Source organism: Ohtaekwangia koreensis, from assembly GCF_900167975.1.
GTDB classification, from domain to species: domain Bacteria; phylum Bacteroidota; class Bacteroidia; order Cytophagales; family Cyclobacteriaceae; genus Ohtaekwangia; species Ohtaekwangia koreensis.
Genome location: NZ_FUZU01000003.1, coordinates 547,460 through 562,259 on the forward strand (window position 1 = coordinate 547,460; position 14,800 = coordinate 562,259).

The 14,800-nt window shown below is 41.7% G+C and carries 13 protein-coding genes; 10 read left to right on the forward strand and 3 right to left on the reverse strand.

Annotated features, from left to right (window positions below):
* The first annotated feature begins 37 nt into the window (after positions 1-37).
* Positions 38-1,822, forward strand: a complete 1,785-nt coding sequence (locus tag B5Y40_RS21460; RefSeq protein WP_079688889.1) for a DUF885 domain-containing protein — start codon at positions 38-40, stop codon at positions 1,820-1,822.
* An 86-nt stretch (positions 1,823-1,908) separates the two neighbouring features.
* Here B5Y40_RS21460 and B5Y40_RS21465 read toward each other — a convergent pair whose 3' ends face one another.
* Positions 1,909-4,602, reverse strand: coding sequence for a tetratricopeptide repeat protein (locus tag B5Y40_RS21465; protein ID WP_079688890.1), 2,694 nt, complete (start codon positions 4,600-4,602; stop codon positions 1,909-1,911).
* Positions 4,603-4,716: 114 nt separating this feature from the next.
* On the opposite strand from B5Y40_RS21465, the gene B5Y40_RS21470 reads away from it, so the two are divergent.
* The 7 genes from B5Y40_RS21470 to B5Y40_RS21500 all read left to right on the forward strand — a co-directional run bounded on the left by B5Y40_RS21470 (position 4,717) and on the right by B5Y40_RS21500 (position 10,669).
* Entirely contained in the window at positions 4,717-5,472 is a 756-nt protein-coding gene (locus B5Y40_RS21470) for a hypothetical protein (RefSeq protein ID WP_079688891.1), read from the forward strand.
* Between the two features lie 86 nt (positions 5,473-5,558).
* The gene (locus B5Y40_RS21475; protein ID WP_079688892.1) at positions 5,559-6,377 is read left to right on the forward strand and encodes a prohibitin family protein; all 819 of its coding nucleotides are present in this window, start codon (positions 5,559-5,561) and stop codon (positions 6,375-6,377) included.
* A gap of 96 nt (positions 6,378-6,473) precedes the next feature.
* The gene (locus B5Y40_RS21480; protein ID WP_079688893.1) at positions 6,474-7,760 is read left to right on the forward strand and encodes a citrate synthase; all 1,287 of its coding nucleotides are present in this window, start codon (positions 6,474-6,476) and stop codon (positions 7,758-7,760) included.
* Between the two features lie 85 nt (positions 7,761-7,845).
* Positions 7,846-8,109: an acyl-CoA-binding protein gene (locus B5Y40_RS21485; protein ID WP_079688894.1), complete on the forward strand. Its 264-nt coding sequence runs from the start codon at positions 7,846-7,848 to the stop codon at positions 8,107-8,109.
* Between the two features lie 3 nt (positions 8,110-8,112).
* Positions 8,113-8,808 carry a 16S rRNA (uracil(1498)-N(3))-methyltransferase gene (locus tag B5Y40_RS21490; RefSeq protein WP_079688895.1) on the forward strand — a complete coding sequence of 232 codons (696 nt, stop codon included), beginning with the start codon at positions 8,113-8,115 and terminating at the stop codon, positions 8,806-8,808.
* 113 nt (positions 8,809-8,921) lie between these two features.
* Positions 8,922-10,160 (forward strand): nucleoside recognition domain-containing protein, encoded by a 1,239-nt coding sequence (locus B5Y40_RS21495; RefSeq protein WP_079688896.1) that lies wholly within the window; start codon positions 8,922-8,924, stop codon positions 10,158-10,160.
* A 56-nt stretch (positions 10,161-10,216) separates the two neighbouring features.
* Entirely contained in the window at positions 10,217-10,669 is a 453-nt protein-coding gene (locus tag B5Y40_RS21500; RefSeq protein ID WP_079688897.1) for a DUF7832 domain-containing protein, read from the forward strand.
* Positions 10,670-10,776: 107 nt separating this feature from the next.
* Here the strand turns inward: B5Y40_RS21500 and B5Y40_RS21505 are convergent, their stop codons facing one another.
* Positions 10,777-12,561, reverse strand: coding sequence for a hypothetical protein (locus B5Y40_RS21505; RefSeq protein ID WP_079688898.1), 1,785 nt, complete (start codon positions 12,559-12,561; stop codon positions 10,777-10,779).
* Positions 12,562-12,738: 177 nt separating this feature from the next.
* On the opposite strand from B5Y40_RS21505, the gene B5Y40_RS21510 reads away from it, so the two are divergent.
* The gene (locus B5Y40_RS21510) at positions 12,739-13,341 is read left to right on the forward strand and encodes a TlpA family protein disulfide reductase (protein ID WP_079688899.1); all 603 of its coding nucleotides are present in this window, start codon (positions 12,739-12,741) and stop codon (positions 13,339-13,341) included.
* A 1-nt stretch (position 13,342) separates the two neighbouring features.
* Here the strand turns inward: B5Y40_RS21510 and B5Y40_RS21515 are convergent, their stop codons facing one another.
* Complete coding sequence (locus B5Y40_RS21515; protein WP_079688900.1) at positions 13,343-14,035, reverse strand: SIR2 family NAD-dependent protein deacylase; 693 nt, start codon at positions 14,033-14,035, stop codon at positions 13,343-13,345.
* 78 nt (positions 14,036-14,113) lie between these two features.
* Between B5Y40_RS21515 and B5Y40_RS21520 the strand changes: the two genes are divergently transcribed.
* Positions 14,114-14,767, forward strand: coding sequence for a hypothetical protein (locus B5Y40_RS21520; RefSeq protein ID WP_079688901.1), 654 nt, complete (start codon positions 14,114-14,116; stop codon positions 14,765-14,767).
* The last annotated feature ends 33 nt before the right edge of the window (positions 14,768-14,800 follow it).

The window sequence follows — 14,800 nt, forward strand, 5'->3', positions numbered from 1 at the left end:
TTCCCCTTACCTTGCTGCCTGCAATGTATACTTCACTATGAAAAAACTTTCAATCTACATCATCGTTGTGCAGCTGCTGATAGCATGCTCCGCGCCACCCAAGGAAGAAACTAAAACCACTGAACAACCTTCATTGGACAGTCTCCTCCATCAGTATCATGAAGAACGGCTCAAGCTCTTTCCCATGGATGCTACCATGGCGGGAGATAACCGGTATAATGATCGTCTTCCGAATAACATTACACAGGAATACCGTTCGCAGCTAAAAGAGTTTTATACCCGCTACCGCGATCAGCTCACGGCATCCGATCGAAGTAAACTATCAGAAGAAGACCAGATGAGTTACGACATTCTTTTATGGGAATGTGACATTGCTCTGGAAGGCTTGGCCTTTAAAGATTACCTCACCCCTATAAATCAATTCTGGTCCTGGCATTTAATGGCCGGACAATTAGCCAGTGGCAGCAGCATGCAGCCTTTTAAATCTGTTAAGGATTATGACGACTGGTTGAAGCGTCTGGATGTCTATGCGGTTTGGATAGACACAGCCATCGTAAATATGAAAAAAGGAATCGCCCAAGGGTATGTCATTCCGAAAGTACTCATTAAGAAAGTTATACCTCAATTGTCTGATCTTGATCATGGCCCTGTAAAAGATCATCTATACTATAATCCGATTAAGCTATTGCCTGCAGATTTCTCTGCCGAGGACAAAGCCCGCCTTACCAAAGCGTATGAGGAGATGATTCAAACCAAGATCATTCCCGGTCATAAAAAACTAAATGACTTTATTAAGAAAGAATATCTAGCAGCTGGCCGTGAAACGTCCGGTATATCTGCATTGCCCGATGGAAAAGAATACTATAATTACCTGATCAAACAATTTACCACTACGACTAAATCTGCTGACGAAATATTCGCGTTGGGAAAAAGTGAAGTGGAACGCATCACAAAAGAAATGGAAGCTGTAAAGGAGCAAGTTGGTTTTAAAGGAGACCTGAAAGCATTCTTCGCTCACATCCGTACAAAAAAAGAACTGATGCCGTTTACAAAACCGGAAGAGGTGATTGCACATTTCAATGCTATACATGAAAAGATGAAGCCGAACCTCGCCAAGTTGTTCGATAAAACGCCGAAGACTCCATTTGAGGTAAAGCGCACGGAAGCTTTCCGCGAAGCATCAGCAAGTGCAGAGTATAATCCCGGGTCACAGGATGGTACGCGTCCCGGTGTATTTTACGTTCCCATTCCGAATGTTAAGGAGTACAACACACTTTCCGATGAAGATTTGTTTTTACATGAAGCTATACCAGGGCATCATTACCAGATCTCATTGCAACAAGAGAATACATCATTACCTGCTTTCCGCAGAATACTAGGCTATAGTTCATATGCTGAAGGCTGGGCGTTATATACTGAATCTCTTGGCAAAGAACTGGGACTATATACTGATCCGTATCAATACTTCGGAATGTTGAGTGCAGAAATGCACCGCGCCATCAGGCTGGTGGTTGATGCTGGTATGCATACACAAGGTTGGACACGTGAGCAGGCCATTCAATATTCGTTAGATCATGAAGCTGAAACCGAAGAGGGAATCATTGCCGAGATCGAACGCTATATGGCGATACCGGGCCAGGCTTTGTCGTATAAAATTGGCCAGTTAAAGATTCGTGAACTGCGCACCAAGGCCGAGCAGGAATTGGGAGACAAATTCAGCATCGCGCAATTCCATAATCAGGTTCTGGATTCAGGATGTATACCCTTGAAAGTATTGGAAGATAAAATCAACCGTTGGATTGAATCGGTGAAGAAGGGTTAAGATATAAGGCTTCGTCTTCGTATATATATCATTCAGGTTCGAGGTGGCGTATAATCAGCGTCTGCTTCGGACCTGTTCTTTTTAAGCTATATTTTAAACCTCGAAGACAATATACTCTCCTGGTAGCTGATCGGAAGCCGGATGATAAACTTGGAGCCTACGTGAAGATTTGTTTCCAGGCGGATAGTACCGTTTAGTTTTTCAATGGCTTTGCGGACGATATATAAACCGAGGCCGTTGCCCTTGCTACGATCGCTGCCTCGGAAATACATTTCAAAGACGCGTTCCTGATATTCTTTTAATATACCCTGTCCGTTGTCTTCTATGGTCATCACGCATTGATCGCCTTCCTGGTAAACGTGGAGATGTATAAAAGGATCCACCGGTGTACTGAAGTTAATAGCATTCTCTACCAGATTTTCAAAAATGATCAGGATCATAGCAGGGTACGACACCAGCGACTCCTGCAAGGTAACTTCACATGAAGTCTTTATACCCTTTGCCAAAAGCTCTTCTCTGAAATCGTCACATATATTCAGGAAAATCTCCTCGATCAACACTTCTTTATATACCAGTTGCTGTGTTCCAACATCGCTGATGGATTGAAGCTTGACCAGCATTTTGTCAAGGCTCTTAGCAGTTTCGCGTACCTTATCAAAAAGCTCCAATGCATTTTGATCTTTCACAGTTACATTCGCTACTTCAGCAAGCCCCATAAACGTTGTGAGCGGCCTTCTGAAATCATGTGACGATCGATAGAAGAAAGTATCAAGTTCTTTATACGCTTCGTTGAGTTGTGCTGTACGTCTGCTTACGGTCTCATCCAGGTCCTGGTTGATCTCTACGATCATTTCATTTGTCTCACGAAGTTCTTCCGACTGCGCCTGAATTTCTTCTGTCTTCTCGATCAGTTCATCGTTTAACTTTACCAGTCTTTGGTTTGCTTCGGTAAGCTCTTCGGATTGTGCCTGGATCTCTTCTTTCTGTTCAGTGATCGAACGATTTGCTTTCCTGATCTGGTGGTTATACCGGTAGCTTTTAATGGCCAGCACGGAGATCAGAATTATACCGGTAATAACAAAAAGTATCACCGTGTTCTGAAGGTTAATCTGCGATTCCTGGATGTCAATTTTATTTTTCTGAAGTTCACGTTGCTGGTTAAGCATCACGATCTCCTGATCTTTCTTTTCTACCTGGTATAGTGCTTGTAGCTCGGCCAGACGTCCGGCACTGTTCTCGCTATATAAACTATCATTCAGGCTCGAGTACTCCTGATGCTCCATCAATGCTTTCCTGAAATCGCCCTTCGCTTCATAATACTTCGACCAATAGAATTTATTATTCATGAGCAAAGTCTTCGACTGTATCTCCTCTCCTATACGTTGTGCTTTGCTCAGGTAATCACTCGCTGCAGCCAGATTGCCGAGGGCGGTATATAAACTTCCGATGGAATTATAAGACACACCCAACCCAAACTTGTTGCCGATCGACTCATCCATAGCAAGGGCTTCCTGCTGATAACGTAACGCTTCTTTATAGTTCTTTTGACCCTCATATACCAGTCCTAGATTAAACAAAGTAGCGGAAACACCTTGCCGGTGATCGATGCGTTTTCGAATTGCCAGTGACTTCTCCAGATATTCCAGCGCCAGGCTATATTTACTCTCCTGGAAATAAATCAAGCCAAGCACATTATAGCAATTGGATATTCCATGTTCATCCTTGATCTCCTGCCGTAGCGCTAATGACTTGTCTATATATTCATGCGCCAAACGGAAGTTGAATTGATTTTTATAGATCCACGAAACACTACTTAAGATCTTTGCGCATTCGTGCTTATCGGCAAGCTTTTCAGAAATCTTCAGAGCCTCAAAAAAGTAACGCAGTGCCAGATCGTTTTGTCCTTGCTCTTCATACACAGCGCCAATATTATAGTATACGGTTAGCGACAGTGAGGGAACATTTTTCTGTTCCAGCATTTTCAATGCTTTGAAAAACAAATTCAACGCATTGGTATATTCGCCCTTATTTGTTTTCAGTTCACCATCGTTAATCAAACATTGAAGTTGCAAAAAATCATCGTTCAATGCCTGAGCGACTACACACGACTTGTTTATATACTCGGATGCTGTTGTATACTCGGTGAGGTTGCGATATACCTTTGATAACAGAAAACCTGCATCTGCTACATTTCGAGTACTGCTTTTACGTTCGTATAGGGAAATTGCTTTCTTAAGGCTCTCCTCCGCCTCCTTGTTCTTCCATTGAATCATGTAAAGCCTGGACATACTTTTATAGGTATAGGCTAGATATTCTTCCGAGTGTATCTGATTTAACACGTTCAATGCCTTTGAATAGAAGTAAGCAGACGAATCGTATTTCGCGATGACGCGGTATAGATTTCCGGTCATCACATAGCCGTAGGCTAAGAAATCATCATCGGGAATTGGCAGTGAGTACGCCTCGCGGTATAATTGCAGAGCAGCGGTATACTCCCCTACATCCTGGTGGTAAAAGCCATTGAGGATGAGTGCATGTCTCAACCCCTTTTTATAATCAATGCTTTTAGCTTCTTCGCATGCTTTCTCTGCATATAAGTGTCCTTGTACAACATCATAGTTATAGCTGGCCGAACTTATCTCACAAAGTAATTCAACTCTGTCTATAGTACGTTTAGTAGAATTCAACACTTGCAAAAGACTGTCCACCATGGCCTTCTGACCAAATGCATGGAGTCCTGAAAAGAATAAACAAACCAAGACTATAGAAAGTCTTTTCATGCGGTAGATTAAGCCGGTTTATAAATTGCTTAATTTAAAGAATAGCTTTCAAAAAAGTATTTATTTCGAATAATTCATTTTCAAACAGTAACTTTCACAGGTTATACGGTCAAAATGTTTAAATCACTTGCCTTTATCAGTAAATCTGAATTAACCCGTGAGAAGCAAAAAGATTATCGCAACGTTGTTATCATTCAGGTCGTTATCATTGTCTCGGGGCTAACATTATCGGAGTTCTTATTACAGGGTACGCAAACGCCAGCCGCAAAACTTGTTACCACTGTTTTCTCTTCGTTCGCAGCCATATATGCTTTTCTGCTTTGGGATCTGCTGAGAAACTTCACCCGTAGTGTTCTGCTGGTGCGTCTATACCTGGTGGTGCTGATCGGGATTGTATTCATTGGTACATTGGTAGAGTTTCCATATTATACTATACTCGAAGTTCCTAACCGCCAGCTATATCTGTTAACGATCCACGGATTATTGTTTCCGATTGAAGTTACTGTGATAGCCTTTGCGATACGCGATATCTTCTCAGGTGAATTTCTCACACCCGATAAACTGTGGGGATCTGCGTGTATATTCTTAATGATCGGCATCTCCTTTGGAAGTCTGTATGATCTCATTTGTATTGTGAGTCCCGGAAGCCTGGGCGTAGCGTTGGGCATGGGGCTTCCTAACTATTCGGAGTGCGTACGCTATAGCCTGTGCATTCTTGGCGGTCTCGATCCCGCGTTGCCCAATGCCAGTCGTCTCATCAGAAACATCAGTGTAATTGAAGCTGTGTGGAGTAATTTATTTGTAGTTTTGATTATCGGAAAACTTATGGGACTCCCCCGACCTTCTAAGACCGATACGGCTGAAACATAGCAACATTATCTTTCACAACAGTAACAATAGGCGATTCATGAATCGCTATATCCCTTTACCTACGCTAAATCTAACTTTATATCTATATGAACAACCGCAGACTTGTGCCTTTCATCGTCATCGGAGTGATCGCTCTTTTCGTTCTTGCAGGACTATCTTCAAACATCTTTTATAAGATCGGTCCCTCAGAGCGAGCCGTTATCTTCTACCCTTTCGGGAATGGTCTTGACAAAGAGCAAATTATAGAACCGGGCACACACATGAAGGCCCCCTGGAATGATGTGATCATGTATGAAGTTGCTGAGATCACATCGGAAGAGAACATGGACATCAATGATAAAAACGGTTTGCCTATACATGTTGATGTATCCGTTCGTTACTTCCCGATGCCTAGCAAGATCGGTGACATTCACGAGAAGTTTACCAAGGACTATGTTAACCGTCTGGTGATTCCGGAAGTACGCTCGGTGTCCCGCCAGGTGATGGCGAAGTATACTGCTGAAGAAATTTACTCTACGAAACGTGCAGAAGTAGAAGTGTCTATCAAAAGTGAAACTGAAAAAATCCTCAACGCTAATTTTGTAAACGCAACGGCTGTGCTGATCCGATCTATCAAACTTCCGGATCAGATTCGTGTAGCGATAGAAAATAAACTTCAACAAGAGCAGGAAGCGCTCGCGTATCAGTATAGACTTGATAAAGAAAAGAGTGAAGCGGAACGTAAACGCATTGCAGCAGAAGGTGAAGCACGTGCTAACAACATCGTTAACAGCAGCTTATCAGACAAGCTCTTGAAGATGCGCGGCATCGAGGCTACCCTTGAACTTGCCAAATCGCCAAATTCCAAGGTTGTTATCGTTGGTTCTGGTGGGGACGGCATGCCACTGATCCTGGGCAACAATTAAAAAAAACATACTTTTTTAATGCATTTTTAACGCATTCCTTTCGATTGCAACAATCTGCCCTGTATATTTAAAACCGCTGTTAAATCTCAAATTAAAATGTCGAAAACTGCTGAATTAATCATTGATGGTAAGTCCTATACACTGCCAGTCGTTGAGGGAACTGAAGGAGAAGTTGCTGTAGATATCAGCGATCTTCTTGAAAAAGCCAAAGTAATTACTCTGGACTTAGGGTATAAAAATACAGGTGCTACCAAAAGTGCTATTACATTTTTGGATGGTGACAATGGCATTCTTCGTTACCGGGGCTACTCTATAGAAGACCTTGCTGAAAAATCGAATTTCCTGGAAGTTGCTTATCTGTTGATCTTTGGCGAGTTGCCAACCAAGCCGCAATACGACAAATTTTCCAACGACATTAAAACGCATACACTCGTACACGAGGATGTGAAAAAAATATTGGATGGTTTTCCATCCACAGCTCACCCGATGGGTGTGCTTGCTTCTTTATTCTGCTCACAGACTGCCTTCTATCCGGAATCACTGGATCCGAATCGCTCTGCTGAAGGAGTATATCTTAGCATTGTACGTTCACTTGCAAAGATGCCAACCTTCGCGGCTTGGGCTTATAAGAATGCTGTAGGACATCCGGTAAATTATCCGGACAACTCGCTTAACTATAGCTCACGCTTTTTGAAAATGATGTTTGCACTTCCGGCTGAACAATATGAAGTTGACCCGGTAGTTGCAGATGCCCTTGACAAGCTTTTGATTCTGCATGCGGATCATGAACAAAACTGCTCTACCTCTACAGTACGTATTGTAGGTTCATCCAAAGCCAGTATATATTCTTCCATCTCTGCAGGTATCAATGCACTTTGGGGACCACTTCATGGTGGTGCAAACCAGGAAGTGATTGTGATGCTGGAGGCGATCAAGAAAGATGGTGGCGATACAGAGAAGTGGATCAACAAGGCTAAAGACAAAAACGATCCGTTCCGTTTGATGGGATTCGGACATCGTGTATATAAGAACTTTGATCCTCGCGCGAAGATCATCAAGAAGGCTGCCGATGATGTACTGGGTAAACTTGGTATCAATGATCCTGTATTGGAGATCGCTCAAAAGCTCGAAGAAGCTGCATTGAAAGATCCATACTTCGTAGAGCGTAAACTTTATCCAAACGTAGACTTCTATTCAGGTATTATATACCGTGCGTTAGGTTTACCAACCGATCTGTTTACCGTAATGTTCGCGATGGGTCGTATGCCAGGCTGGATCGCACAATGGAAAGAACTCCGTGAAAACAAAGAGCCTATCGGTCGTCCGCGCCAGATATATACTGGTGCTAAACTGAGATCATACGTAGATATAGTGAAACGCTAGAACTGTTAAACGTTATCAGGTAATGGTTATCCGGCAAACGAATAATCATTACCTGATGATGAATAATAGATAACTGTTAACCCCTATGGAATTACAACAACAATTTGAAAGTGCAGTAAGTCGTTCAAAAGAATTGACGAGACGTCCTTCGAATGAAGAATTGCTTTCGCTCTATGCACTTTATAAACAAGCTACCGAAGGAGATGCAAGTGGTGAACGCCCCGGAGGTTTTGACTTCAAGGCAATTGCCAAGCACGATGCGTGGGAAGAGCTGAAGGGTAAATCCAAAGAGCTGGCTATGCAGGAATATATCCTATTGGTTGAAAAGCTATATCAACAATACGCGTAACGCGTGAATCTCTTTTATCAGCCCCTTCTTCCTGAAGGAATTCTATACCTCGATGCCGATGAATCCAGGCATTGCATAAAAGTTCTCCGTCACAACACTGGCGATGTCATTCATATAACAGACGGCAAAGGATTTTTCTACGATGCTGTTATAACAAAGGCTGATGATCGTCAATGTACATTTCGTATCCAGGAGAAAAGCGCTAAGCCAGTCCGTGATTACACCATACATATAGCCATCTCTCCTACCAAAAATGCAGATCGCATTGAATGGTTTGTAGAAAAGGCCGTAGAGCTTGGTGTTGATATCGTCTCGATTATAAACTGCGAAAACACAGAGCGTACTTACCTCAAGAAAGAACGTCTTGAAAAAGTAGCAGTCAGCGCTATGAAGCAATCGTTGAAAGCTACGCTTCCACGGATTGAAGGCTTACTGGAATTTGATGCTATCGTAAAAAGTGAAGCGTCACAAAAGTTTATAGCATTTGTCGATCAGCAGAATCCTGACCATTTAAAAAATATAGCGCTTCCCGGAAAAGATTACCTGGTGTTGATTGGACCTGAAGGTGATTTCTCTGCTGAAGAATTAAGTGCCGCTATCGCGAATGGCTTTCAGAAAGTTAGCCTTGGACAAAGCCGATTAAGAACTGAAACCGCAGGACTGGCAGCATGCCACATTCTCAACCTTGCCAATGACTGATCATTAAAAATCAATTTGTAGCTTCGTGCACAGGCCGTTTGAATCGGCAAGATTGATTGGGGTAACTATATAGTTGGCGATCTTTGTACTAACTTTACTTTTTTACACCGCCTATGGTTTTGAATTACATTTGGGTTTCGTTCTTCCTGATCGCGTTTGTTGTATCACTCGTCAAGTTAATTTTTCTCCAGGATGTTGAAGTCTTTCCGCAGATGCTGCAGTCTACATTTGATATGGCGAAGACAGGCTTCGAAATTTCAATTGCACTTACCGGTGTAATGTCGTTGTGGCTTGGCCTTATGAAAATTGGTGAGCGTGGTGGCATCGTTCCTATACTTTCAAAAATCGTTGGCCCTTTCTTCTCGCGCTTGTTTCCGGAAGTACCCAAAGATCACCCGGCAACAGGTTCTATCATCATGAATTTCAGCGCGAACATTCTCGGGCTGGATAATGCCGCTACACCGCTTGGATTAAAAGCGATGAAAGAATTACAAGAGCTCAATCCAAATAAAGACACTGCTTCCAATGCGCAGATCATGTTTCTGGTATTGAATACATCCGGTCTTACGGTTATACCGTTGGCTATCATTGCTGATCGTGCAACACTGGGTGCTGCGAATCCTACCAGCATCTTTATACCTACCTTGATCGCTACATTTTGCTCCACCATTGTTGGACTGATCTATATAAGCATCAAGCAAAAAATTAATTTGTTTGAACCTGTTGTGTTGGCCTACCTGGTTGGACTCAGTGCATTTATATGGCTGGGCGTTTCATACTTCGCGTCATTGTCGCAGGAAGAGTTGCAGCAACAGTCTTCACTATTTACCAGTGTGATCATTATTTCCATCATTATTTCATTTTTACTCCTGGGATTAAAAAGGCGCATTCCACTTTTTGAAACTTTTGTTGAAGGTGCCAAGGAAGGCTTTGAAACATCTATTAAAATAATTCCTTTTTTGATTGCTATACTCGTTGGCATCGGCTTGTTCAGAACATCGGGAGCATTAAACTATATTATACAAGGCATAGCCTGGGGCTTTACGCAAATGAATATAAACAGCGACTTTGTAGGTGCATTACCCGTTGCATTTCTGAAACCGCTAAGCGGACAAGCGGCACGCGGAATGATGATTGAAATTTCGAAGACTACTCCGGGAGGACCAGATTCTTTTGTAGCCAATCTTGCAGCCATATTCCGCGGCTGCGCAGAAACAACATTTTACATTCTTGCAGTGTATTTTGGTTCAGTAAATGTTCGCAAAACGAGATACGCATTAACGGGTGGATTAGTAGCCGATGTTGCGGGGATAATTGCTGCTATCTTTGTTGGTTACATGTTCTTCTATTAGAAGATAAAGTAAAGTGAATTGTTGTTAAACTCCTCAATCAGGATTATCATTGTTATATGGAAAGAAAAGCGGATATCCAGAAGACTATTTACGATAACGCAAAGAGTCACTTCCTCGGAAACTTCCCAGATTCGTTACCTATCGAGCAAGCTTACGTACACATTGGTATGTACTTGGGATGGATTATTGATTCAGGTTTGTACTCCGAATATTTTGAAGACGAAGCATCGAATCAGATATTCCGTTTCAAACGCAGAGAAATATCCTGCACAATTCTAAGTGAGATCTGGGATGGATACCTGGGCTACGAATTGTTTAATCGCCAAGGAAATATGTTTACATATTATTACTATGGCGGTGGTCTCTATAGAAATGACTACGATGAAATACTCGTGCGTACACTCCCTTCTATTTACCACGTAACGGATAGCTGGGAAAACTACGAGAAAATAAAAACCCGCATCGACATGCGCTTCTCCGACTGGAAAAAATTAGTAGGAGCTGCTTAAAGTATAATTATTATAAATAGAAAAAGCAGGTGTTTATACATCTGCTTTTTTTATGCAATTCATTTTCTGTGGATATACTATATCTCCACACGCTCCTCTCTTCTCTCCTACTTCATGATCTTTCCATTCTTATCAACAATACTTTGTAGAGCATCTGCCTTGATAGTAAGCTCACCGGTGTCCTGTTTAAACATGATCTCCTTCGGAATAAAGGCAAGTTGATAATTACTGCTCCACGCAAGTCCGTCTGAACGATAGATCTTCGCCAGGGTCGCAGCATACTTGTTATCCTTGTTCGCTTTCTCACTATACATCAAAACAAAATAGATCTGACCAGCAGCGTCCGAGAATGTAAGCGATTTTGCAGAAGGCAACCCGGATTGTTTGAAGCTTGATTTATCGATCGCGAATTTAATCTTGATATCGGGTATACGCGTTGGTGTTATTGAATAAAAATAACCTTCAGCATTCACAGAGTCTTTATAGTATAAACCGGTCGTATACTTTTCATCGATGATGGATAATGGCTTGAACTTCGAACGGCTTACATCTTTAAACAACGGTATAGAATCAGGAACCTGTACCAGCCAACGCAATGCTTCGTTACGCTTTACCAGTTTTTTGTCGAGCGCTTTTTTCTCACGCTCAGCATAATCTTTTAAGGTTCGTATATAACTTTTCAATACAATAGTATTGTTATATGTACTCGTGATGAAGTTTGCATAGTCTTCAGCTTTTGTATCTATATTCTGCGTGTTCAGCTTATCGGCTATACTATCAAGCTTGGAAAGATAGCGTTGTTCACGACTGGCGCGCTCAAGCTGCTGATGCACATCCGTTGAATCAGCTTGCTTCTTATGCTCTATGAGCGTTGACCTATATTCCAGGTCTGCAATTTTTAAACTGAAAACTTCCATAGGCAACGGTTCCTTATCGAACTTTTTCAATTGCTCCATCAGTAATTTATCGATCAATGTTGTCAGGTCGCTCTTTACAGATACAGAATCTTTACTCAGCTTATCACGCAGTTTATTGATTTCGATATCATACTCTACCAGGTGTTTATTCATGGGCAGGATCTCTTTTTCAATTACCGCTTTCGACTTATCAGCAAATCTCCTATAGTCCCATACTTCCATTTCGTTTTTATAGAAGTCTGCAGCAGAAGCACCATCCTTTTTAAAGTCAGCAATCTCGCGAGGCACCATCACCTGGTTATAGCTTACTTTGCCTAAAGTAGCCAGGCTTGATTTATAGTTTTCAAATGCTTTCACAGAAGAATCATATCGCAACGCCAATGCTGTTAGTGATTTGGTAAGGTTTTCATCCGCGCGCAAATAAAACTCTTTCTCTCCCGGATAAGCTTTTTGTATCGATCTGAACAACACGTTCGATTTACGATACAGGCTATCGGACAAAACGAAATAATGCTTCACCATTTTTATCCGGTCAATTCGTTCGCGAAGACCTTCCAATTTTTTCTGAAGATCAAACTGCACATCAGAAAGCTTTACCCCAAATTCACCCGTGCGTAAATCCCTTCGATTATATATTTCGTAATATTCATCATTGCGCTTCAGTTCTTTTTCGGTGATGAGCTGATACGCCTTTGTATAGAAATAGATAGCAGTGTCCATCTCCGCGATGGTCTTTTCTGTCAACTTCAAAATATCTTCCTTGGCCGATTTCTCGTGGGCGATGATTCCCATGTACAGGTAGGCGTTGGGGTTATCTTCATTCTCTTTGAGATACTTCTTCAGGAAGGGCTCTGCGGCCTCATACTGCTTGGTTTTAAGCAGTCCGAAGATATCCTTATACTTTACTTTCTGCCCATAGGCAGAGCTTACGAGAAGCATCAGGACAACAACCTTGATAAAACCAACTTTGATCATGACAGGGTAGATAGATTAACGTACGAAATTAATTAAATTCAGAGAACAATCGTAACCACAAGATGTGCTACAGAGTTGTTATCTTTGCTATATGAAGCAGAAATACAAAACCTATTACCCAAATGGGTTATATCCGTTTCATAATTTCCACACATTTTAAATTAACCTCTTCCTGATATGAAAAACATATTGAAGAACCCACGTACAGCATCGATCTTTAAAATGATAAGACCCTGGATTACGCTGGTTGCTTTAATACTTGTGTTGCGCTATACCGGCATCCTGGCGGGAATATCCGTTATCACCAACACGGCTATGATGAGAACCGGTGTTCTGGATGCTGATTCGGAACCGCTCGAACTGACCAAGGACTTCGACTACAACTTTTCTATCACCGATCTCGAAAATAAGAAAGTAGATTTCAATCAGTTCAAAGGCAAAACTGTATTCCTGAATTTATGGGCAACATGGTGTGGACCATGCCGTGTTGAGATGCCATCAATACAAAAATTATACAATGAAGTTAATCATGACGATATCGTTTTTGTAATGCTTTCGCTTGATCGTGCGGAAGACAAGGAGAAAGTTGTAAAGTTTGTGAACGATAAGCAACATACCTTCCCGGTATATGTACCCGCCGGATATTTACCCGAGCAATTAAATGTATCTTCGATCCCAACCACGTTTATAATCAGTCCCGAAGGGAAAATTGTATCGAAGAAAGTCGGAACCGCGAATTATGATACCGAGGAATTTAAAACGTTTCTCGAAAAATTATAGTCTACGCGATAAGTTCCAGTAATTCACGCTTCACAGTTTCCATACCGGTGCTGGCTTTATCAGCAATCATTTTTATATAGGGTATATTTCCGATGTCAGGAAGTTTCGGATCCACTACATATTTCATGGATTCGTATGGAACGTAATTGATTAAACCTGCTGCCGGATATACCGCCATGGATGTTCCTACCACCAGGAATATATCTGTTTTCTTTGCATAGTCGGCAGCCACCTCCATCAGTGGCACCATCTCGCCAAACCATACTATATTTGGGCGAAGCTGTGATCCCTTCTCACAGAGGTCGCCTATATTTAACTCCCAGCCTTCGATGGGATATACCAGTCTTTCATCTTTGGTACTCCGCGATTCGAACAAGCTTCCATGCAAATGAATGACCTTCGTGGAGCCCGCTCGTTCATGAAGATTATCTACGTTTTGCGTTACTACCGTGACATCAAAGTAATTTTCAAGCTCAGCCAAAATCTCATGGCCACGGTTGGGCATTACTTCGAGCGCTTTCTTTCTGCGCTGATTATAGAAATCGAGCACGACTACAGGATCTTTATACCATCCTTCCGGTGATGCTACATCCTCCACACGAAATCCTTCCCACAACCCATTCGAATCACGAAACGTAGGGATTCCACTTTCAGCGCTAATACCCGCACCACTTAATACTACAAGCCTTTTCATTCTTAAATTTAGGTATATTTCAAAAAATTATATTCCTCTTTTGTTCAACTAATTTCTAACGCTGTTCCAATTTAATCCATGGAGTTTATTACGTACCGGAAATTTTACGAGAAAGATCAGTCCGATGCACTCGTTGAAATCTTAATAGCAAATGGAATAGAGTACGAAACTACTGAAGATCGTGAGAGCCTGGATTCATTATATGGCGACAAACAATTTAGCCGACAATATTTTGTGAAGATCACGCAAAATGATTTTGCAAAAGTTGATTCACTTCTATCAGCCATTTCTGCTAAACAACTGGAGTCGGTAGATCAAGATCACTACTTGTTTAGTTTCAGTAATGATGAGCTATTTGAAATCCTTGCTAAACCAGATGAATGGAATGAATTTGATTACCTCCTCGCACAACAAATATTAAATAAACGTGGAGTGGAAGTAAATAGAGATACAATTCAGCTCCTGAAAAGGCAACGTATAAGGGATTTATCAAAACCAGAAGATCCAGGCAAGGTGTGGATTTATGCTGGCTATATATTTGCCATCCTTGGTGGGCTGTTGGGTATATTTATAGGCTGGCATTTGAGCTCATTCAAAAAAACATTGCCGAATGGAGAAAGAGCTTATGCCTTTCAAAAAGACGACCGGGCACATGGTTGGAGAATTCTATTTATAGGCATGGCCATGTTTATTATCTCCCTCTACATTAGAATATCAGCATGGGATTTCTGAAGTCAGTAATTTCAGTGAGTATCTACAAAATAT